This is a genomic window from Streptomyces sp. NPDC000594, assembly GCF_040299965.1.
GTDB lineage: Bacteria > Actinomycetota > Actinomycetes > Streptomycetales > Streptomycetaceae > Streptomyces.
This window is the reverse complement of record NZ_JBEPCY010000032.1, coordinates 66,332-89,825: the sequence shown is the minus strand read 5'-3', so window position 1 is coordinate 89,825 and position 23,494 is coordinate 66,332. Positions and strand designations below refer to the sequence as shown.

The following is a 23,494-nucleotide window of genomic DNA, read 5'->3' as shown; positions in this document are numbered from 1 at the left end:
AAAACCACCCCAACGTCACCATCCTCAACGAATACGGACCCACCGAAACCACCGTCGGCTGCACCACCCACCAAATCAACCCCAACGACCCCATCGAGGATGGTGTCGTGGTGATCGGCCGCCCCATGGACGGCGTCCGGATGTATGTCCTCGACAAGCACCTGCGACCGTCCGCCATCGGCATCGCGGGCGAGGTCTACATCGCCGGCGACCTGCTGGCACGCGGGTACACCGGCCGTCCGGACCTCACGTCCGAACGCTTCGTCGCCGACCCGTTCGGCGAGCCCGGCACGCGCATGTACCGCACCGGTGACCTGATGCGCTGGAACGCCGACGGCGTCCTGGAATTCGTCTCACGCGTCGACGACCAGGTGAAGGTCCGCGGCTTCCGGATCGAGCTCGGCGAGGTGAGCGCCGCCCTGATGTCCTACGACGGCGTCGAGCAGACCGCGGTGATCGTGCGGGAGGACCAGCCGGGCGACAAGCGGCTGACGGCCTACGTGGTGTCGGTCGACCGGGCCGCGGCCGTGGACCTGGCGCGACTGCGGGAGCACGCGCAGGACTTCCTGCCCGAGTACATGGTTCCGTCCGCGTTCGTCGCGCTGGACGAACTGCCGCTCACGTCGAACGGCAAGCTGGACACGAAGGCCCTGCCCGCCCCCGAGCTGGCCGGCGGCCAGGGCCGCGCTCCCCGTACACCGCAGGAGGAGATCCTCTGCGGCCTGTTCGCCGATGTCCTCGGCCTGCCCACCGTGGGCATCGACGACGACTTTTTCGCCCTCGGCGGCCACTCCCTCCTCGCCACCCGGCTGACCAGCCAGATCCGCTCCGTACTGCGGGCGGACCTGTCCATCCGCGCGGTGTTCGAGCGTCCGACCGTCGCCGCGCTGGCGCACCTGCTCGCCGAGTCCGCGACGGACACCGGGACGACCCGCCCCGCCGTGGTCGTCGCCGACCGCCCGGCCGCGCCGCCGCTCTCCTTCGCCCAGCAGCGGCTGTGGTTCCTCAACCAGCTGGACCGCACCAGTGCCACCTACAACGTTCCGCTGGCACTGCGGTTGAGCGGCGACCTGGACGTCGAGGCACTGCGGGCAGCCGTGGGTGACGTACTCATGCGGCACGAAAGCCTGCGCACGCTGTTCCCGCAGACCGACGGACATCCCCGGCAGCACGTCCTGCCCGACGTCGCCGCGACACTCCCGGTGACACCGGTCTCCGAGGAGGAGCTGTCCGCGGCGCTCGCGGCGGAGGCCCGGGGCGGATTCGATCTGGGCGTCGACCTACCCGTCCGCGCCCGGCTGTTCACCACCGGAGCCTCGGAGGCCGTCCTCCTGCTGGTCGTCCACCACATCGCCGCCGACGGATGGTCCATGGCACCGCTCGCCCGGGACCTGTCCACGGCCTACGCCGCCCGCGCCGACGGCCGCGAACCTGCCTGGCAGCCGCTGCCCGCCCAGTACGTCGACTACGCACTGTGGCAGCGCACGCTCCTGGGCAGCGAGGACGACCCCGACAGCCTCGCCGCCGCGCAGCTGGAGTTCTGGAAGCGGGAGCTGGACGGGATTCCCGGCGGGATCGACCTGCCCGTGGACCGCCGGGGCGGGAGCATCTCGTACGACCGGGCCGGCTCGGTTCCGCTGCGTGTCCCCGCCCACCTGCACGAGCAGTTGGATGCCCTGGCACGCAAGAGCGGCACCAGCATGTTCATGGTGGTGCAGGCCGCTTTCGCCGTCCTGCTGGGCAAGCTCGGCGGGGGCACGGACATCCCCATCGGCACCCCGGTCGCCGGCCGGAGCGACGAGGCCCTGAACGATCTCGTCGGCTTCTTCGTCAACACGCTCGTGCTGCGCACGGACCTCTCCGGGAACCCGACGTTCACCGAACTGCTGGCCCGGGTAAGGGAGTCCGATCTCGCCGCGTACGCGCACCAGGACCTGCCGTTCGAGCGGCTGGTGGAGGTGCTCAACCCGGAGCGGTCCCTCGACCGGCACCCGCTGTTCCAGATCATGATCATGTTCCAGAACAACGCCCGGGCGTCGTTGACGCTCTCCGGACTCCGCGTGAGCCCCGAACCGCTGGACTTCACGGTGTCGAAGTTCGACCTCTCGCTGGCGATCAGCGAGCGTCGCGGGCAGGCCGGTGACCACGAGGGCCTGGAGGGCAGCCTGGACTACCGCTCCGACCTGTTCGACGCCGCCACGGTCGAGGCCATGGCCGAGCGCCTGGTCCACGTCCTGAGCACGGTGGCCGAGGCTCCCGGGACCCGCCTGGACGGTCTTGATGTGTTGACGCCGGTGGAGCGGTCGTCGGTGCTGGTGGGCTGGAACGACACGGCGGTGGAGGATGCCGCCGGGTCGGTGGTCGAGCGGTTCGAGGCGTGTGCGGCGGCGGCGCCGGACGCGGTCGCGGTCTCCTGCGGCGGCCGTGAGCTGACCTACGGGGAGCTGGCGGAACGCTCCGCCCAGCTGGCCCGGCACCTGACCGCGCTCGGCGCCGGCCCCGAACGCCTGGTCGCGGTGGCCCTGCCCCGCTCACCCGAACTGCTGGTGGCCCTGCTGGCCGTACTGAAGTCCGGCGCCGCCTACGTACCGGTCGACCCCGGCTACCCGGCCGAACGGATCGCGGCCGTGTTCACCGACGCCGCACCACAGGCCGTCCTCACCTGCCGCGAGATCCACGACAGCGGCATCCTCCCGCCCACCGGCCCGAACGGCCCCACCCACCTCCTCCTCGACAACCCCGACAACACCGACCACCTGCCCCAGCAGACGACACCGGCCCCGGCACCGGACACCGCCCCGGCCCCGGCTGTGGCCCCGGCCGGGGTCCCGCTGCCGGCGGACCCGGCGTACGTCATCTACACCTCCGGCTCCACCGGCCGCCCCAAGGGCGTCGTCGTCACCCACGCCAACCTCGCCAACCTCCTCACCGCCATCCAGCAGCGCATCCCCCTCACCCCCACCGACAACTGGCTGGCGGTCACCACGGTCGCCTTCGACATCGCGCACCTGGAGTTGTTCGGTCCGCTGACGCAGGGCGCCCGGGTGGTCCTCGCCGCCACCGAGGAGGCCAAGGACCCCGCCGCACTGGCCCGCCTGATCACCACCCACCACGTCACCGTCATGCAGGCCACCCCCACCACCTGGCAGATGCTCACCACCCACGCCCCCCACACCCTCCACGGCCTGCGCAAACTCACCGGCGGCGAAGCCCTGCCCCCCGCCCTCGCCAACGAACTCCACACGGCGGGCGACGGCGACGTACTCAATGTGTACGGCCCGACGGAGACCACCATCTGGGCGACGGCGGACCGTGTGACCGACGAGGGCGAGGGCTCGGTTGCCGTGCCCATCGGCACACCGCTGGCCAATAACCGCGTCTATGTCCTCGACCGGTCGCTGCACCCGGTCCCGGTGGGCGTCTCGGGAGAGCTCTACATCGCGGGCGCACATGTCGCACGCGGCTACCACCAGCGCCCGGACCTGACCTCGGAGCGGTTCCTCGCCGACCCCTTCGGCCCCCTCGGCTCGCGCATGTACCGCACCGGCGACCTGGTGCGGTGGCGCGCCGACGGCAGGCTGGAGTACCTCGGGCGCACCGACCACCAGGTCAAGGTACGGGGCCACCGCATCGAGCTGGGCGAGATCGAGTCCGTGCTGTCGGGCTCCGGGCTGGTCGAGCAGAGCGCCGTGGTGGTTCGCGAGGACCAGGACGGGGACAAGCGCATCACGGCGTACGTGGTACCGCGCCGGCGCGAGCGCGACCAGGCACAGGAGCGGCAGCAGGTCGAGAACTGGTCCGCCGCGTACGACGCGTACTACGGAAACCCGGCGTCGACCGTGCTGGGCGAGGACTTCGGCATCTGGAACGACAGTTACGGTGGTGAGCCGATCCCCGCGGACGAGATGCGGCAGTGGCGGGCGGCAGCGGTGGACCGCATCCGTGCGCTCCGGCCGCGCCGCGTGCTCGAAATCGGTGTCGGCACGGGCCTGATCCTTGCCCATGTGGCCCCGCACTGCGAGGCGTACTGGGGTACGGACGTATCGCCCGTGGTCATCGACACCCTGCGGAAGCAGGTGGCCGCGGTGGCCTCGCTGTCCGAGCTGGTGGAACTGCGCACCCAGCCGGCCCACGACGTGACCGGGCTGCCGGAGGGCTTCTTCGACACGATCGTGCTGAACTCGGTGATCCAGTACTTCCCGAGCGGGAACTACCTGGCCGAGGTGCTGGAGAGCGTCTCCCGCCTGCTCGCACCGGGCGGTTCGGTGTTCATCGGGGACGTCCGCCACCGGCGTCTGCACCGGGGCTTCGCCGCCTCCGTGGCGCTGCACCAGGCGGAGCCCGGGGCGGACACGGCGACGCTGCTGCGAGCCGTCGAGCAGGGCATGGCCCGGGAGCAGGAGCTGCTGGTCGACCCCGAGTTCTTCACCGGCTTCGCCGGGCCGGGGGCCCTGGTGGACGTACGGACCAAGGACGGCGCGTACGACAACGAGCTCACCCGCTACCGGTACGACGTCGTGCTGCGCCCGGGGACCGTCGCCACGACGGCGGCCGACGCGGTGGCGGCGGACGCGGTAGCAGCGAACGCGGTGGCGGTGGACGCGGTGCCGCAGCTGCTGTGGGGCCTTGACCTGAGCGACGTGGACGGGCTGACGGCCGTGCTGGCCGGCCGGCGGCCGGAGACCCTGCGGGTCGTCGACGTGCCCAACGCCCGACTCACCGGGCATCTCGCCGCGCTGCGCGCCCTGGACGCCGGCACCGAGCCGGGGAACATCGCCGACGATGCGGCGGGGGACCGTACGGCCGTACCGACCCACGGGGAGCTGGAGGCCGTCGCGACGGCGTACGGGTACCGGGTGGCGGTCACCTGGTCCGCGACGGGCGGCCCCGGCCGGCTGGACGCCGTCTTCGTGTCCGAGGACACGGCCGGTGGCGCCTCCGGGCACCGGATGTGGTCCGGCGTGTACGGGCCGGTCGCGGAGACGGCGGCCGGCACGTTCCGACCGGGCCTGTGGACGAACACGCCGCACCACGCGGTGGACACGGCACCGCTGCTCGCGGAGGTGCGTGCGCAGGTGCAGCGGGTGTTGCCCGAGTACATGGTCCCGGCGGCGTTCGTCACCCTGGACCGGCTGCCGCTCACCCCGAACGGCAAGCTGGACCGCAAGGCCCTGCCGAAGCCCGAGGTGGCAGCCGGTTCGGGTCGGACACCGAGCGGGCCGCTCCAGGAGATCCTGTGCGGGCTGTTCGCGGATGTGCTCGGTGTGGAGGGCGTCGGAGTCGACGACGACTTCTTCGCCCTCGGCGGGCACTCCCTGCTCGCGACCCGGCTGGCCAGCCGGGTCCGTACGGTGCTGGGCCGGGAGCTGGACCTCCGGGTGCTGTTCGAGGCGCCCACGGTCGCTGAACTCGCGTCCCGGCTGGACGGTTCCTCGGAGGTACGGGCCCCGCTCGCGACGCGGACGCGTCCGGAGCCTCTGCCGCTGTCGTTCGCGCAGCGTCGGCTGTGGTTCCTGGGCCGGTACGGCGAAGCCGGTGCCGCGTACAACATGCCGTTGGTCATCCGTCTGTCAGGCACCCTCGACGAGGCCGCTCTGCGGGCGGCGGTCGGTGATGTGGCCGACCGGCACGAGGCCCTGCGGACCATGTTCGGTGAGTCGGAGGGCGAGCCGTTCCAGGACATCCGGCCGACAGGTCAGGACGTCCCGTTCGAGGTGACCACCTGCACGGCAGACGAACTGGCGGGCCGGCTGGCCGAGGCCTCCCGTCATGTGTTCGACCTCGCGGCCGAGATCCCGCTGCGCGTGACGGTGCTCCGGACCGGGGAGGGGGAGTGGGTGCTGCTGGTGCTCACCCACCACATCGCCTCCGACGGCTGGTCCACAGCCCCGTTCCTCAAGGACCTCGGACACGCGTATACGGCGCGTCTGGGGAAGGGTGCGGCCCCGGCGTGGAAGGACCTCCCGGTCCAGTACGCCGACTACACCCTCTGGCAGCAGGACCTCCTCGGCGACCCCGCCGACCCCGCATCCCTCTACGCACGCCAGCTGGGCTACTGGAAGCAGAACCTCACCGGGGCACCCGAGGAACTCACCCTGCCCTTCGACCGGCCCCGCCCCGCAGAACCCTCGCATCAGGGTGCCATGGCCCTGTTCGACATCGACACCACCACCCACCGGCAGCTCGCGGCCCTCGCCCGGTCCACGAACACCAGCATGTTCATGGTCTTCCAGGTCGCCATCGCCGCCACCCTCACCCGCCTCGGCGCCGGCACCGACATCCCCATCGGCATCCCCATCGCCGGACGCACCGACGACGCCCTCGAAGACCTCGTCGGGTTCTTCGTCAACACCCTCGTCCTGCGCACCGACACCACCGGCAACCCCACCTTCCGCACCCTCCTCGCCCGCGTACGCGACACCGACCTCGCCGCCTACGCCCACCAGGACCTCCCCTTCGAATCCCTCGTCGAAGCCCTCAACCCCCAGCGCACCCTCACCCGCCACCCCCTCTTCCAAACCATGCTCGCGTACCACAACACCTCGCGCGCCACCCTGGAACTGCCAGGACTCGAACTCGAACCCATACTCGGCGCCGAGGCCCCCGCACTGGTCGATCTGGCGTTCAACATCGCCGAGTCGCACGGCGACGGAACCACACCCGCCGGCATCAGCGGCGGCCTCCAGTACGCCACCGACCTGTTCGACCGCGCCACCGCCGAGCGCATCACCACCTACCTCACCCGCCTTCTCACCGCCGCCGCGACCCACCCCGACGCACCCCTCCACACGCTCGGGATGGTTCCGGAGGCGGAGTTGGTCCAGCTGACCGGAGCGGGAACGGGTATCAGCACACCCACCGGCACTTCGGTGCCGCTGCTGGCGCAGGTCTTCGAGGAGCAGGTCCGACGGACGCCGCAGGCGCCGGCCGTGACCTTCGAGGGCGTCACGCTCACCTTCGAGGAGCTGAACGAGCGGGCCAACCGGCTGGCCCACTATCTGATCGGCCGGGGCGCGGCGCCCGAGCGGACGGTGGCGCTGAACATCCCGCGCTCGGTGGAGATGGTGATCGGTCTCCTGGGCACGCTGAAGTCCGGCGCGGCCTACCTGCCGATCGACCCGGACTACCCGGCCGACCGGGTCGCGTACATGCTCGCCACCACGGAGCCGCTGCTGACGCTGACCTCGCTGCCCGACACCGATGGCCTGCCGTCCGGCAACCCTGAGGTCCTCGTCCGCCCCGACCACCCCGTGTACACCATCTACACCTCGGGTTCGACCGGTCGGCCGAAGGGTGTCGTGGTGACACACGGCTCCCTCGCGAATGTGTTCCACAGCCACCAGGACTACCTGCACACCGAGGAGCACCACCGGCAGCCGGGGCAGGTGAACTCCGCGCTGATCGCCTCGATCTCCTTCGACGCGTCGTGGGACCCGTTGATGTGGCTCTTCGGCGGGCACCGGCTGCACGTACTGAGCACCGATGTCGCACGGAACGCGAAGAAGCTGGTCGACTACATCGCCGATGAGTCGGTGCACTTCATCGACGTCACCCCGTCGTACTTCGCCGAGCTGATGGAGTACGGGCTCCTGGAGGAGGGACGCACCGAACTGTCGATGGTGATGGTCGGCGGCGAGGCGATCGGTGGCGGTCTGTGGCAGCAGCTCCGGGACAACCCGAGGCTGTGTGGCTGCAACTACTACGCGCCGAGCGAGTGCACGGTGGACTCGCTGGGGCACCACACCTCCGACGGTGACCGGCCGATGCTCGGATCTCCGGTGCGCAACACCCGCGTGTACGTCCTCGACGACCTGCTGTGCCCGGTGCCGTCGGGTGTGGCCGGTGAGCTGTACGTCGCGGGTGAGGGCCTGGCCCGCGGATATGTGAACCAGCCCGGCCGGACGGCGGAGCGGTTCACGGCCGATCCGTTCGGCGCACCCGGGGCCCGCATGTACCGCACCGGTGACCTGGTGCGCCGGAACACGGACGGGACGCTTGAGTTCCTGGGCCGTGTCGACGACCAGGTCAAGGTACGCGGGTTCCGGATCGAACTCGGCGAGATCGAGGCCGCGCTCGGTGCCCACCCGGCGGTCGCGCAGTGCTCGGTGATCGTACGGGAGGACCGGCCCGGGGACCTGCGTCTGGCGGCGTACGTCGTGCCGGCGGTCGAGCCCGCGCTCCCCCACCCGGAGGATCTGCGGGGCCTGCTGCGCGAGTCCCTGCCCGAGTACATGGTGCCCTCGGCGTTCGTGGTCATGGACCGGCTGCCGCTGACGGCGAACGGGAAGCTCGACCGCAAGGCCCTTCCGGTCCCGGACTACGCACCCGCCGCAGGCAGCGGCCGGGGGCCCCGGAACCCGCACGAAGAGATCCTCTGCGCCCTGTTCGCGGAGGTGCTGGGGCTGGCGAAGGTCGGCATCGACGACGACTTCTTCGAGCTGGGCGGGCATTCGCTGCTGGCGACGCGCCTGGTCAGCCGGGTCCGCAGCCGGGTCGGTGTCGAGCTTTCCATCCGGGCGCTGTTCGACGCTCCGACCGTCGCCGGCATCGCGCCGCACACCGCCGCCACCGGGGCCCCGAAGCGGCCCGCCCTCACGCCTCGCCGCAGGCCCACCCCCACGAATTAAGGAACGGCATCACATGACGACCTCGATACCCGTCCCCGCCGGGACCGGTGTGTACGAGCTGGACCGTGCGGAGGCCGCGGTCGCCCGTGACGTGGCGCTGCGTCTCGTCGCCACGGCCGGCGGGATGGTGGACGACGACAAGTGGGTCTCCGCCGCGCGGGCCGCCTGGGAGGAGCTGCCGCTGTCGCTGCGGCACGCCGTACGTACGTTCCGGCGGCATTCGGGAAGCCGCGGCACACTGCTGCTGCGCGGGTTGCCGGTGGCGACGGAGGAACTGCCGGGGACGCCGGACCACTCCGGATCGGTGCAGCGGGAGGCGACCGTACCGGCCGCGCTGATCATGGCCATCGCGTCGGGTCTGGGTGATCCGATCGCATTCGCGGCGGAGAAGTCCGGTGCGATGGTGCAGGACGTCGTCCCGGTGCCGGGGCGGGAGGAGTTCCAGGGCAACGCGGGCTCGGTGCGGCTGTCGTACCACAACGAGAACGCCTTCCATCCGCACCGGCCGGACCATGTGCTGCTGATCTGTCTGCGGCCCGATCACGACCGGGTCGCGGGCACCAGCACGGCATGCGTACGCCAGGTGCTTCCGCTGCTGTCCGCGGAGAGCCGGGAGGCGCTGCACACGGCGGAGTTCACGACGGAGGCACCGCCGTCGTTCGGCGGGGGCGGCGAGCAGACGCAGGCGCATGCCGTACTGACGGGCCCCGCGGAGGATCCCGACCTCCGGGTGGACCTGGCGGCGACCCGGCCGCTGACCGGCCGGGCGGAGCGGGCGCTCGCCGAGCTGGCCGACGCCTTCGAGACGGTCGGGCAGACCCAGGTGCTGACCACCGGGGATCTGGTCATCGTGGACAACCGGGTGGCGGTGCACGGGCGGTCGCGGTTCACTCCGCGGTACGACGGTTCGGACCGCTGGTTGCAGCGGACCTTCGTCGCCGCCGACGTACGCCGGTGCCGGTCCCACCGGGTGGGCGACGGGCATGTTCTGAGCTGAATGTCACCGCGGGTGAGGACAGTTGGTGGCGCCGGCTGGCAGTTTGCTGTCGGCGCCACCCCCTGCCAGCGAGATCGCTTGGACGCCCGGCCGCGGCCTCCCAGAATCCATGGAGGGGCACGACACACGGCCCACGGCCCGCGTCCTCTCCCGCCCCTCCCTTGTTCCTGCCCCCTCCCCTCTTCCGATTCCGAGTGACGGAGCACAACATGACAAACCCCTTCGAGGACGACAGCGCCGCCTTCTGCGTCCTGGTCAACGGCGAGAACCAGCACTCGCTGTGGCCCGCCTTCCGCGAGGTGCCGGCCGGCTGGTCGGTGGTGTTCAGCGCCGACAACCGCAAGGAGTGCCTGGACTATGTGAACGAGAACTGGACCGACATGCGGCCCAAGAGCCTCGTGGAAGCGATGCGGGGCTGACATGCCGTTGGCGCAGAGCAACGGGGTCGTCCTGGAGTACGAGGTCCAGGGCGCCGGGGAGCCGGTCCTGCTGGTCATGGGGACCGGCGCGGACCGGCGGCCGTGGCACCTGTACCAGACGCCCGCGCTCGTCGAGGCGGGCTACCAGGTGATCACGTTCAACAACCGGGGCATACCGCCGAGCACCGGCGCCGCCGAGCCCTTCACCCTGCGCGACCTCGCCGGAGACGTCGCCGGCCTGTTGGAACGGCTCGTCCCGGGGCCCTGCCGGGTGGCCGGCTTCTCCATGGGGGCCCATGTCGTACAGCAGCTGCTGATGGACCGCCCGGAGCTGGTGTCCCGGGCCGTGCTCATCGGCACCACGGGCCGCATGGACACCATGAGGCGGGCCATGCGCGAGGCGGAGTGCCTCATGTACGACCGCCGGGTGGACCTGCCGCCGCGGCAGCGGGCCGTGACCACGGCGCTGGAGAACCTGTCCCGTACCACCCTCGCCGACGAGTCCGCGATCCGCGACTGGCTGGACATCTTCGAGTACGCGCAACCCTCCGGACCGGGCGTCCGCGCCCAGCTGGAGCTGGAACTGGACCGGGACCACCTCGCACGGTGCGCCGGGATCACCACGCCCTGCCATGTCATCGCCTTCTCGGACGATGTCATCGCCCCGCCGCACCTGGGCCGGGAGGTGGCGGAGGCGATTCCCGGCTGCACCTTCGAGGAGGTAGCGGGCTGTGGCCACTACGGCTACCTGGAGAACCCGTCGGCGGTGAACGCCTCCCTCCTCCAGCACTTCTCGTGACCGGCGCTCCCCGGTACCGCACACCCGCTCGCACGATTGGACACAGAACGTGGACGAATCCACCGCCCTGGCGACGCTGCCGGTGACAGGCATCCTGGTCGACGGGCACACCTTGTCCCTGGACACCGTGGCCGCAGTGGGCCGGGGCGTGCCCGGCCTGCGGCTCACCGTGCCCGGGGACGCGGACCGTCGCATGACCACCTCACGGGAGCTGAAGCGGGAGCTGATCGCCACCGGCATCCCCATCTACGGGGTGACCTCCGGGTTCGGCGACAGCAACACCCGGCAGATCTCCGAGGGCAAGAGCCGGGAGCTCCAGCGCAACCTGCTGCGGTTCCTGGGCAGCGGCGTCGGTCCCGTCGCCCCGCCGGAGGTGGTACGGGCCACGCTGCTGATCCGCGCCAACTGCCTGGCCCGGGGGCACTCGGGGGTACGGCCGGAGGTGGTGCGGCTGCTCCTGGACTGCCTTGCCGAGGACATCCTGCCGCTCATCCCGGAACGGGGTTCGGTGGGTGCCAGCGGCGACCTGGTGCCGCTCAGCTACATCGGCCGCGTGCTGACCGGCGAGGGCGAGGTGCTGCACCGCGGCGAGCGGACGGACGCGGGCACCGCCCTGGCGGCGGCCGGGCTGCGGCCCGTGGTGCTGGAGGCCAAGGAGGGGCTGGCACTGGTGAACGGCACCTCCTTCATGTCCGGTTTCGCGGCGATGGCCATGGACCGTGCGGCGCGGCTCGCCTTCGCGGCCGACCTGTGCACGGCGCTGACCAGCCAGGTGCTGCGCGGCAACCCGGCGCACTTCGCGGACTTCCTGTTCGAGCAGAAGCCGCACGCCGGGACCCGTGGGAGTGCGGCACGGGTCCGGTGGTTGCTGAAGGGCTCCGCCTCCTTCGACCAGCAGACCGAACGGGAGTCGGCCATCCCCGGGGACGTCGACTTCCGGGAGCTGGACAAGCCGATCCAGGACCGGTACTCGATCCGGTGCGCGCCGCATGTGACAGGTGTCCTCGTCGACGCGCTGACATGGGCGGACGACTGGATGGCGACCGAGATCAACTCCTCGAACGACAATCCGCTCTTCGACGCGGGGGCTGGGGTGGCCCGCAACGGGGGCAACTTCTACGGCGGCCATGTCGGCGTCGCGATGGACACGCTGAAGACGACGCTCGCCAGTGTGGGGGATCTGCTGGACCGCCAGCTGGAGCTGGTCGTGGACGAGAAGTTCAACAACGGGCTCACGCCGAACCTCATCCCGTGGATCGAGCCCGGCGACGGCCAGGCCGGCCTCTTCCACGGCTTCAAGGGCATGCAGATCACGGCGTCCTCCCTGGTCGCCGAGGCCCTGAAGAACACCATGCCGGCGACCTCGTTCTCACGCTCCACCGAGGCCCACAACCAGGACAAGGTCAGCATGGGGACGATCGCCGCCCGGGACGCGTACACGGTCGCCGGTCTGATCGAGCAGGTCGCCGCGATCCATCTGCTGGCGCTCTGCCAGGCGGCCGACCTGCGCGGCGTACAGCTGCTCAGTCCGGCGACCCGGGCCGCGTACGACGCGGTCCGGGAGGTGTCCGCCTTCCTCGACTCGGACCGTCCGCTGGCCGGTGACATCGAGCGGGTGGCCGGGCTGATCGAGTCCGGACGCCTTCAGGCCGCCGTGGCCGACCTCCCGTAACCCACCGGACAAACCCGCCGGGCACCCCGACCGCCCCCCCCCTGTCGCCGTTGGAGCATCCATGCACACCGTCATGTCCGGAGCCGGGACCGGAGCCGGCACCGGAGCCGAGTTCAGTCCCGCCGCCGCCGTCCGCCGCCATGCCGCGCACCGGGGGGAGGCCGTCGCGCTCGTCTACCGGGGAACCGCCGCCGGTGCGGCGGGCACCCCCGTAACGGAGGTGTCGTACCGCGAGCTGGACGACACCTCCGGGCGGCTGGCCCGCGCCCTGCTGGACACGGGTGTCGAGGCCGGTGACCGGGTCGCCTACCTGGGGCTCAACAGTCCGGCGCTGATCGCGACGCTGCTGGCCTGCTCGGCCGTGGGGGCGGTGTTCGTCCCGGTGAACCACCGGCTGGCCGCCGACGAGGTGGCGGATGTGCTGGCCGACTGCGATCCGCGGATCCTGGTGACCGAGACGGGCCAGGAGGCGCTCGCCGACACCGTCGTCCCCGGTCTCGCGGTCGAGGCGGTGCTCCGCGTCGGCGAGGACGGCCGGACGCCCGGGACCCGGTCGCCGCTCGGCGCGGAGCCCGTCCCGGTCGCCGAGGACACGCTCGCGGCGCTCCTCTACACCTCGGGCAGCACCGGCCGCCCCAAGGGCGTCATGCTCACGCACGGCAACCTGTGGTGGAACTGCGTCAATGTGTGGTCGCTGCTGGACACACGGCCCGACGACGTGGTGCTCGTCGCGGCGCCCATGTTCCACATCGGCGGCCTGAGCGCACTCACCCTGCCGGCGCTGCTGCGCGGCGGCACCGTGGTCGTACACCGGGCGTTCGACCCCCGCGCATGCCTGGACGCGCTCGTGACCCACCGGGTGACCGGATTCTTCGGGGTGCCGGCCATGTTCTCGGCACTGGCCGACCTGCCGGAGTTCCCCGCGGCCGAGCTGTCGCGGCTCCGCTGCGCGGTGGTCGCCGGAGCCCCGGTCCCCCCACGGCTGATCCGCCGGTACGCCGGACACGGGCTGCTGCTCCAGCAGGCGTGGGGGCTGACGGAGACGGCTCCCTTCGCCACCTATCTGCCACCCGGGCGGACGGAGGCGCGGACCGGCTCGTCGGGCGTCGCCATGCCCTACACGCGGGTACGAGTGGCAGACCCGGCCGACCCGACGCGGTCGGCGGCGCCCCTGGTACGCGGGGAGATCCTGGTCCGCGGGCCGAACGTCACCCCCGGGTACTGGAACAACGCGGAGACCACCGCCCTGGCGTTCACCAAGGACGGCTGGTTCCGCACCGGGGACATCGGCCACCTCGACGAGGACGGCTATCTGTGGGTCGTCGACCGGCTCAAGGAAATGATCATCAGCGGCGGGGAGAACATCTATCCCGCCGAGGTCGAACGGCACCTGGTCGAGCTGCCCGGAATCCGTGACGCCGCAGTGATCGGCGTAGCCGACCCCACCTGGGGCGAGACGGTGGCCGCTGTGGTCGTGCCCGACCACGACGGGCCCGCGCTGGACGCGCTGCGCGAGGCGCTCGCCGCCCGGCTCGCCCGCTACAAGCTCCCCCGGGTCCTGGTGACCGTATCCGCCCTGCCCCGCAACGGCAGCGGGAAGACGGACAAGCCCACGCTGCGCCGCTGGGCGCGCGAGGGCGCCTGGCCTGCGGGAACACGCACCGAGACGCTGCGCACCCCGACCCCCGCCGAGGGCTCGGCCGCCGGCACCCCCCTCGACGACGAAAGGAACCCCCATGCCCTCGCCGCACGGTGACACCGTCACCACGAATCCGGAGCAGACGGTACGCGACTACTACCGGCAGGTGGACGCCGGCAACATCCGCGGGCTCGTCGATCTGTTCGCCCCGGACGCCCAGTACCTGCGCCCCGGCTACGAGCCGATCGTGGGACACGACGGGCTGGAGCGCTTCTACACGGAGGAACGCGTCATCGAGTCCGGGCTGCACAGCCTGGACCAGCTGATCGCCGCCGGGCCGAACGTGGCCGTGCAGGGCGAGTTCCGGGGCCGGCTGAAGAACGGACGGGACGCGGCACTGCGCTTCGCCGACTTCTTCACCCTGACGGACAGCGGGCTGATCGCCGGCCGCCAGACGTTCTTCGACTCCCCGCTGGTGTGACACAGATGGCGAGAGTGACCAGAACGACGAGAGCGACGAGAGCGACGAGAGCGACGCAGGTGGCGCGGGTGAACGACCCTGCGCAGGAGCGGGACGCCACGGCACCGGACGGAACGCCCGCCACGGGCGACGGGGTGCGTGCGGTGCTCGACGCCGCCGAGTCGGCGCTCGGATCCCCTCTGTACGACGCGGCCGACCTCGGCGGAAGTGCGCGCAGCACGGTGCTCCGATGCCGGTCGGAGATGCACGGCAGTGTCGTGGTCAAGGCGTACGCCGACGATCCGGCGGCGCTCGGGGCGTTCCCCGCGGAGGCCGCCGGGCTGTCGCTGGGGCTGGCCGGGCCCGGCCTGCTGGCCACGGACCCGGGGCATCCGCTGATCGTGATGCGGGACCTGGGCGGCGGGCCGACACTGGCGGACATCCTGCTCGGGGCGGACTCCGCGGCCGCGCAGGAAGCCCTGCTCGGCTGGAGCCGGGCCCTGGGCGACCTCGCCGCCCGTTCGGTGGCGTACGAGGGGGAGTTCGACGCCCGGGTGGAGCGGTACCGTCGCGGGCACCCCACCTGGATGGAGGGGACCTCGATCCTCGGCATCGTGGGCAGGCTGCCGGAGCTGCTGGACCGGGCCGGGGTGGCGGCGCCGCCCGGCCTTGAGGCCGATATCTCCGAGATCCGGTCGCTCGCCGACAGCCCGTACACCGGGCTCACGCCCGGCGACACCTGCCCCGACAACAGCATGCTCACCACGGACGGCATGCAGCTCCTCGACTTCGAGGGGGCCGGTTACCAGCCGGTCTTCCTGACCGCCGCGTACTGCCGGATGCCGTTCGCCACCTGCTGGTGCGCCTTCCGGCTCCCGGGGAACATCGGCCGCCGGGCAGAGGCCGCGTTCCGCCGCCGGCTGCTGCCGGCGTATCCGGGGCTCGCCGACGACACGGTCTGGGAGCACGGTATGCGCAGGGCGGTCGCCGCCTGGTCCGTGATGACCCTCGGTGCGCTGCGGTACGCGGCGGAAGAGGACTATCCGCTGCACAGCACCCGCCGGCCGGCCCCGATGTCACGGCAGCTGCTCGCCTACCGCTGGGGCAGCCTGCTGCGCGAACTCACCTCGGCCGGGGAGCTACCCGCCTTCGCGGAGCTGCTGCGGGGGCTGTTGGCGGACCGGGCCGGGGTGTGGCGCCCGGAGCCCCTGCCCGCATTACCGGCACTGGCGTCCGCTCCGGCAGGCTGACGGAGGCCCCGCCCGGCGGGCCCTGGGCAGTACGCCTAACGCACCACTCGGTAGCGGAGGTGGACGACTCCCGAACCGAAGGTGCGTGTCTCGATGAGCTGGAGATCCACCCGGCGCTCATGCGGGGGAAAGAACGGAGTACCGCCGCCGACCAGCACCGGGTGGACCATGATCCGGTACTCGTCGATCAGATCCAGCGCGGCGGCCTCGGCGGCGAGCGTCGCGCCGCCGATCGCGAGGTCGCCCTCCCCGGGTTCGGCCCGCAACCGCTCGATCTCCTCCGCCGGCCCGCCGGAGGCCAGCCGGGCTCGGCCCTTCACCGCCGGCAAGGTGGTGGAGAACACCACCTTCGGGAGCGCCTTCCAGAGCGCGGCCCACTCAAGCGTGGAGAAGTCGAGCGATGGATTCTGGTCGACGGTCTCCCAGTACAGCATCGTCTCGTACAGCCGCCGCCCCAGGAGGTGGACGCCGACCTGCCGAATGTCGTCGATCCAGAAGCGGAAGACCTCCTCGTCGGGGACCGTCCAGTCGAAGTGCCCGTCAGGACCGACGATGTAGCCGTCGAGCGAGACACCCATCGAGTACGTGACGCTGCGCATCGGAAGTCCTCCTCCGTACCAGGTTCGACCTGGGCTTCGGCTCATGTCTCGGCCGGTTGTCGACCGTCCGAGAGGTCAGTCAACACCGGTCGCCCGTGCCATGGGCACAGCGAAGTCGCCCCGTTGACGGGGCGGCGTCCATGAGGCCCCGCCATTCGGCCCAGCTGTCTGTGGAGAACGCCGTTGACCTGTGCGGTCGCTTCCAGGAAGGCCTTGGTCAGCCGAGGAAGCTCAGTCATGGCGCGCAACCATCCCGCAAGGAGCACACCAGAGGCAATCAACGGTGTCAGGTTCAGCCTTTGACGCTTGCAAGAGGCGACAGAACTCCTTGGCTGAACCCGTGTCAAGAAAAGAAATATCCGGGGCACGTTAGATGCTGGAGCAACCAGAGGGCAACGGAAATTGAATCACTCTCACCCCATCCAACAGAGCCGGGCTAACCTTCCATCTGCATTCGACATGGGGGAAGATCACGGTCCCCGATCTAGCTCTCGGACCCGGAGCGGCGGCGAGATGCCTATCCAGCTCCCTCTGCCTTGGGCGTGCCGGACCCGTCACCAGGGAGGTGGCATTCTCCTCAGCCGCTCACCGAACCGGTCACGGAGAGTGGTCGAGCCGGTCGAGGGCTGCATCGACATCCATCTCGCCCGCCCTTCTCAGTACGGCTCCGGCCTGCTCCAGCGCCTCAGCCGACTCGGTGATCCGTCCAGCGGCACGGAGCGCCTTCGCGAGCCAGACCAGTGTCCTGACCTCCCTGCTCCCATAGGCAAGCGACCGGTACAGCACGCGGGCGCGCACCAACTCGGCGACAGCGGACTCGGGATCTGCTCGCGCCATCCGGATGCGGCCCAGACTGAAGTGCGCATACGCCTGCCCGTTGATGTCACCCGTACCCTCCAACAGGGACAGGGAACGCAGACAATACTCCGCCGCCTCTTCTTGGTGTCCCAGGTCGTATCGCGCACTGCCGATGCCGTTCAGCGCGGCCCCTTGACCAAGGGTGTCGTGGAGCATCTCGAAGGCCGACAGGGCCGACCCGAAGTGCTCCAGCGCTTCCCCGGGTGCACCACTCTCCCGCAGCAGGACTCCGAGGGTATGGCGCCCCAGGGCCGCTCCCAGCGTGTCTCCGTCGTCGACGCTGATCCGCACCGCGCTGTTCAGCTCCCGCACGGCATCCGCGAAATTTCCCAGGGCCCGGTGAGTACCCGCGAGCATGCGGTGAACCATGGCGACATCGGCCGGGCCGGACTCCCGCACCGCTGAGGGGAGGGCACGGGTGAGACCGGCGAGCGCGTCAAGATGGCGATCGGACCGCCACTGGAAGGCCACGAGGGTCATCGGCAACAACCACGTATAGCGGTCGAGTCCGTGCCGCTGGGCCAACCCGACGGCGGCGGTCAGAGTCGAGTACTCCGTCTCCAGCCACTTCATCGCCTCCGCCGCGTCGGCCGGAGCCGTGACCCTGAGTGTGCCGGGCAGGTCGATCGGCAACCGGCGCCCTGGCTCCAACCGGCGATCGCAGGCCCAGGCATGGTGCAGCAGGAAGTGCAGCACTCGTTTCACCACGCGGATCCGCTCGGCTTGGGGCCACTCGCCGGCCCGCGCTTCGGCATGGACCCGGACCAGATCATGCAGGGCGTATCGCTCGAAGGCGGGCTCGGTCAGCAGGCTCATCCGCCGGAGCTCGTCGGTCGCTTCACTGGCATGTGCATCGTCGTCGGGGTCGATCGCACGCAGTGCCGCGTAGCTGATCGTCGGACCAGGGTGAATCGCCAGCCTGCGGATCAGTCTCGACGCAGGTTCAGAGAGCTGCCGGTGAGACGCATCAAGCGAGAGACGCACGCTCAGGTCCTCAGAGCCCAGATCGAGTGAACTCAGCCGAGTAGTCTCCGTCCGCAGCTCGCGGACCATATCCGACACGGCCCGCGCGGGGCGTTGCTTGATCCTCGCGGCCATGATGCCGAGCGCCAGCGGGAGACCCGAACAGTGTTCCACGATGTCGGCTGCAAAAGGAGCGGCCGTGCGCACGCGGTCCTCACCGAGCCGCACTCGCAGGAGTTCGATGGCGTCCACCCGGTCCAGTGGTTCGAGAGCGATGAGTTCTGCACTCTCCCGGATCTCCAGCCCATGCAGGTAGCGGCGGGCGGTGACGATGGCCGCACTGGGCCCGACCGGTGGGAGCAGTGGGCGAACGTGCTCCTCATTGCGCGCGTTGTCCACAATCAGCAGGACCGCTCGGTCCGCGAGCGCGGTGCGGTAGGCGGACACCATGCCGTCCAGCGTGGGCGTCAGCGGACGTACCCCGAGGTCGTTCAGAAGCCGGGCGATCACGTGCTCGTAGCGCAGCAGCCCCTCGGGGGTGACCCCGCCGAGGTCGACGTGAAGGATGCCGTCAGCAAAGTACTGATCCAGCGCCACGGCCGTCTCGACAGCGAGCGCGGATTTTCCGACGCCGGGCATTCCCGAGAGCGCTGCCAGCCGGGACCGCCCCCGGGCTCGTCCCAGCAGGACTTCTGTCAGCCGGTCGCGCCAGCGTCGGCGCCCCACCAGCTCGACCGGTCCGAGGGGAAGCTGTCGAGGCCTGGGGGGAGCCATCGCCCTGAGGGAAGCGGCACTCCCCTGATCATGCTCCCCGGGCGGGTCCGCGAGCAGCAGGTGGGCGGTGGGACGGCCGCATTCCCGCTCCCAGCCGGCCAGCAGAGGCGGGATCTCGATCTGCCTGCCGAGCGTACGCAGTGCGCGCACCTTGAGTTCGAGCAACTCCTCACTTGTCGGCCACTGGATCAGGGCGGAATCGGCCCGGTCGAGCGCGGCCCGTGCCTGAGCGCACTCCAGTTCCGCCAGGACGCAGGCGATCGTGGCCTCCCGGAGCTCCTCCCTCAGCTCATACCGTTTCTGCTCGAACGCGGCACCGGTCATTCCTTCGAACGGAATCCCCTGCCACTCGCCGATCGCATCGCGGAGCGATTCGAGCCGTCGCGAGGAGTCACGCGTCACGTCTGCGGTGCGCAGTAGTTTACGAAAGCGCAGGTGATCGAGGTCCTGCGACTGAACGTGAATTCGGCAGAACCCTCGCTCATTGCTCTCGGAGCAGATCTCCGGAACAGACAACCGCAGCTGGTGAAAATTCTGTCGAATTCGATTCTGGTTCGCAGGTTCCCCCGGCCAAAGATATCGCATGACCTCGGCATGAGACGCTCGATGATCGGGGGAGACCAACAGAACAGCCAGCAGCTCGGAGACCTTGCGCGATCTCATGCTGACAGCCCGGCCCTCCCGGAGAACGGTCACCGGCCCCAGTAAGCGGAACTCCATGATGCCTCACTCTCTTCCCGTGCACGGTGGATCCGCGAACGCCGGGAAGGCCAGAATGCCACGGCTCGAAGGCAGGTTGTTAACGCTCGACTAACGCTGACGACTTGGCCACAGAGGAGTCGATCTGCCAATCTTCGATCACCCCGTTCGACCACTGCGGTGGAGCAGGGATTCACCGGGCCATTCGTTCGAGCTCTTTGATTTTTTGTCGAGCGCAGGAGAGATCCAATCCGGTGATTGAACAGCGGAATCCCAATCCAAGGAGAAGACGTGAATCGAACCCACATCGAACACCGCGCCGGCCGACCCAAGCCGAGGCGCTGTGCCATGGGAACGAATTCCTCCCGGCGGCACGATGCCCGTACGGCGCCCGGTACGGCCTCCGTCGCATGGCACGGCCGGGTATGGAAGCCCGTCCGACCGGCGGCTGAAATCGCCTGCGAGTCGGCCCTGTTCTTCGAATTTGAGTAGGACAGGACCGCCGAGGCCCGGAACGGTGACGCCAGAACCGGGCGGAGGCAGGGCCTCAGCGGCCCCGGTGGGAGGCGGGCCGGGAGAGTTCCCGGCCCGCCTCCGGCAGGGGGACGAGGATGCGCACCGTTCCCCTGGCAACAGTCGGCACCGGACACCCTTCCCGGAATCAGCGGAAAGCCGGCTGATCCGCTGCCTGGGGATCAGCAACCGGAGCGGGGATGTCGGCGGCATCCGGGTCCGGGCCGTCCACAGGGCTCTCGGTCCTCTCGTCCAAGGGCTCCGGCGCCGCTTCCGCGTCGTTCGCCTCCGTTCCCGGTTCCTCCGCTGTGACAGTGGGAAGAACGTACGCCTGAGCAAGCCCGGCAAGGTGCAGGGGAAGCGGAAAGGAGAGCGCGACCGGGTAGTCGGGAGCCATGCGCAGTTGATGCATCGCGAGGGCGATGGCCTCGGGCTCGTCGGCCACACGGGGTGACAGCGGTTCGGCACCCCGCTCCCCATGGCAGCCGAGCACCGCGATCTCGACCAGCGTCGGATTCCAGGCTCCGGTGCCCGCCTGGGAGGTGAGATTTCCTGCGGCGTTGACCCTCGCGGCGAGCCTGTCGAGTGCTGGTGAGATCGCGAAGGTCCCAGGTCGCTCCGTGGTGCTGTGGAACACCCGCTCATCGGGGACGCGGGGTTCACCACCACGCGATGGAGCCGCCCAGAACCCCGCCGGCTGGCCATGGGCCCTGCCCGGCTCGGCCAAGCCCCACCACTGAGCCGTTTCGCGGCCTGCCCGACCACGTACCCGGACCAGGCGGAGCTCGTCGTCGATGCCCCCCGGCGGAGCGTGACCGACCCTGATCATGTCCGGTTCGACCTGCCCATCCTGCAGCCAGGGCCAGTGCGACCTGCTGTTCTGTGCATGGGTTATGAGCACAGTCGGGTGACCGCGGAGCGAGTGCAGCATGCGTTGGAGGAAGCGTGCGGTTTCCCTGCGCTGCTCGGAGAGGTTGGTCCGCCGCACCTTGGCGGTGATGCGCGGCGCGTCGTCCGCCGTACCGCTTGAGCCGGGCTCGTCCGGGGCGAACGGGTCGATCTCGGCCTTCTTCACCAACCCGAGCAGGAAGTGGGGATAGGGAATCCAGGTACGGGTGTCGTCGTCCCATCCGCGGACGGCGCAGAGCCCGCTGCCTTCGGGGAACGGGGTGACGAGCACGGCGACCGGCAGGTACCCCGGCAGCCGGGTGGGTCCGTCCTTGCGCCGTTTGACCATCCAGAGAGCGGCGTACTGAAGCCCTTCCGGCAGGTCACCGCCCAGGGTGTGCTCCGGCAGGACGCGGACACCGAGCTGGCGGAAACCGTCCAGCCATGCCTGGTGGGCCCGGTGTTCGACGGTGTCGGCGTTGGCGATATGCCGTTCCCCGGACGGCGTGACGACGAACTGGGTCAGCACTCCCGCGTCGGCACAGCCCAGGCGGTTGGCGAACTTGGGATCCGTGTCGGCCTCACGGAAGGTCGTCCGGTGAGCGATCTCGACGAGGGCGAGGCCGGGGCGGTTCGGGTCGGCGCCGTCCCCGCGAAGCCAGGCGCTGAGCTCCCGGCGGCGAGCGGACAGGGCGCGGGCCACTCGCTCTCCCCTGCGCCTGACGGCAGGGTCGAGGTCGAGCCGGTCCCCGAGCCCGTCGATGAGCGGCAGGCAGCTCAGACGTACCACGAGCTCCGGGCTTCTCCATTCGAGCACCGCAGGCCGCCCCGGACGGGCATCGTCGAAGACCTGGTCCGGCAGGGTGTGGGCCCCGCCGTCACCATCGAGACCCAGTGTCCTGGCGAACTCCCGGATCGCGTGACGGCGCAGTTCCGCGGTCCGCCAGAGCAGCCGGACCATCACGTGCGCCTTCTCGGCGTCCGGCTCGGACGTGAGCCCCGTACGGTCGGCGAGGACCGCGAGTGCGCGGCGTCGGGTCAGGGCGGCGCGCTCCTCCTCCGCCTTCTTCGCCGGTTCTCCCACCGGCTTCGGGCGCCGATTGGCGGGCGCGCCGATGCCCTTGCCCCGGCCGCGCACCAGATCGGGCAGGCGGACCACGTTCTCGGGCAGTGCCGTCTCCGCCCAGGCGGTGAGCTGGGACCTCTGATGGGGCATGAGTCCCGGGCCGACCTCGTGCACGCCCATGTGGTTGCTGTGGACCACGGCAGCCCGGACGCCGGGGCCGTCGCCGATCCAGTCGGCCGGGTCGGCGAGCAGCTGGTCGGGAGCGGGGAACCGCCCGACGACGCTGAGCCGGTGCAGGATGCCCGCCGGATCGTTCTCGGCCCAGGTGAAGCCGTTGGAGGCACGGTCACGCCGCAATCGGGCCAGGGCACCGCGTTCGGTCGCCGGCACCCCGGGCAGCCAAGGGATCTTGGGCCGCAGATGGACTGTGGTGGACTGGCCGTACGGCAGCGCCAACCGCCCGGTGTCGGACCTCGTGTGGGTGGCCCAACGACGTACGCCCCAGTGGAGGTGCAGGCGCGGTCGGGGGTCGAAGGGCGCGGTGTGCAGCGAGATGTTGAGGGTGATCGAGAACCACCACTGCTTGCGCTTGATGGTGCGGCACAGGGGTTGTGACATGAGCTCTGCCCCTTGGTCGCGCGGGCCTCGGGGCAGCGCCCGAAAGCGCAGTTCGCCCCCTTCGAAGAGATACGGGTCGAGGCTGCGGATGCGGCGGGCGAGCGCGTCGGTGGCGAGCTGGAACTGCCGGGGCTCCGGTGCGGCCGTGCCGCCCTCGGTGGGGTGGGTGCCGAGAAGATCCACCCCTGGCACGTTCTCCCAGCTCAACGGGGTGCCCGTCAGCTCTTCGCCGCACCGCAGGAGCAGGGTACGGAGCTCCGGGTCGTGCTCGGACCCCCGAGGCACGAGCGTGCGGAGCCAGGCGCTGAGCACCTGGCCGCCTGCCCGGCCGGGCAGCGGATCGGGCGCGTCCACAGGCACGTACATCCAGAAGTCCTCGGGCGGCATGGGTCCCTCCCCGATGGGAGGGCGGGCACGTGGTCGCACGATCACCTCGGGGGCGAGTGTCTGCAGTGCGGTGTCCAGGCTTCGGGTGGGCAGGACCCGCTGCCACTCGGTCTCGGGGCGGCCGTGGTTGTGGAGGGCGAGGAGCGTGCCCTGCCAGCGTTCCGGGAAGCGGAGGGCACGGTAGCCCTCGGTCCATGGGACCCCGGGGTCGGCGAGATGGTAGGCGGATCGGCGGATCTCTCGGTACACGGCATGACTCCCTTGGT

The 23,494-nt window shown here is 70.6% G+C and carries 11 protein-coding genes; 8 read left to right on the top strand and 3 right to left on the bottom strand.

From position 1 onward, the window contains the following. The 8 genes from ABT354_RS30440 to ABT354_RS30405 form a co-directional block, all read left to right on the top strand. Window positions 1-8,627: non-ribosomal peptide synthetase (locus ABT354_RS30440; protein WP_351499702.1), on the top strand; the 8,627-nt coding region annotated here is incomplete at its 5' end. Window positions 8,628-8,640: 13 nt separating this feature from the next. After that, window positions 8,641-9,624: a TauD/TfdA family dioxygenase gene (locus ABT354_RS30435; RefSeq protein WP_351499700.1), complete on the top strand. Its 984-nt coding sequence runs from the start codon at window positions 8,641-8,643 to the stop codon at window positions 9,622-9,624. Window positions 9,625-9,833: 209 nt separating this feature from the next. Continuing rightward, a complete protein-coding gene (locus tag ABT354_RS30430; protein WP_351499698.1) occupies window positions 9,834-10,043 on the top strand; it encodes an MbtH family protein in 210 nt (69 codons plus the stop codon). Window position 10,044: 1 nt separating this feature from the next. Next, window positions 10,045-10,842, top strand: a complete 798-nt coding sequence (locus ABT354_RS30425; RefSeq protein ID WP_351499696.1) for an alpha/beta fold hydrolase — start codon at window positions 10,045-10,047, stop codon at window positions 10,840-10,842. Window positions 10,843-10,891: 49 nt separating this feature from the next. Then, window positions 10,892-12,514: an HAL/PAL/TAL family ammonia-lyase gene (locus ABT354_RS30420; RefSeq protein ID WP_351499694.1), complete on the top strand. Its 1,623-nt coding sequence runs from the start codon at window positions 10,892-10,894 to the stop codon at window positions 12,512-12,514. Between the two features lie 61 nt (window positions 12,515-12,575). Then, on the top strand, window positions 12,576-14,270 hold the full coding sequence (locus ABT354_RS30415) for an AMP-binding protein (protein ID WP_351499693.1): 1,695 nt from the start codon (window positions 12,576-12,578) through the stop codon (window positions 14,268-14,270). Beyond that, window positions 14,251-14,634: a nuclear transport factor 2 family protein gene (locus ABT354_RS30410; protein WP_351499691.1), complete on the top strand. Its 384-nt coding sequence runs from the start codon at window positions 14,251-14,253 to the stop codon at window positions 14,632-14,634. The genes ABT354_RS30415 and ABT354_RS30410 overlap by 20 nt, the downstream gene beginning before the upstream one ends. A 68-nt stretch (window positions 14,635-14,702) precedes the next feature. Continuing rightward, a complete protein-coding gene (locus ABT354_RS30405) occupies window positions 14,703-15,863 on the top strand; it encodes a hypothetical protein (RefSeq protein ID WP_351499689.1) in 1,161 nt (386 codons plus the stop codon). Window positions 15,864-15,898: 35 nt separating this feature from the next. Here the strand turns inward: ABT354_RS30405 and ABT354_RS30400 are convergent, their stop codons facing one another. The 3 genes from ABT354_RS30400 to ABT354_RS30390 all read right to left on the bottom strand — a co-directional run bounded on the left by ABT354_RS30400 (window position 15,899) and on the right by ABT354_RS30390 (window position 23,477). Continuing rightward, complete coding sequence (locus ABT354_RS30400; RefSeq protein WP_351499687.1) at window positions 15,899-16,462, bottom strand: dihydrofolate reductase family protein; 564 nt, start codon at window positions 16,460-16,462, stop codon at window positions 15,899-15,901. A gap of 597 nt (window positions 16,463-17,059) precedes the next feature. Then, window positions 17,060-19,720, bottom strand: coding sequence for an ATP-binding protein (locus ABT354_RS30395; RefSeq protein ID WP_351499685.1), 2,661 nt, complete (start codon window positions 19,718-19,720; stop codon window positions 17,060-17,062). Window positions 19,721-20,417: 697 nt separating this feature from the next. Next, the gene (locus tag ABT354_RS30390; RefSeq protein ID WP_351499683.1) at window positions 20,418-23,477 is read right to left on the bottom strand and encodes a pPIWI_RE module domain-containing protein; all 3,060 of its coding nucleotides are present in this window, start codon (window positions 23,475-23,477) and stop codon (window positions 20,418-20,420) included. Between the last annotated feature and the right edge of the window lie 17 nt (window positions 23,478-23,494).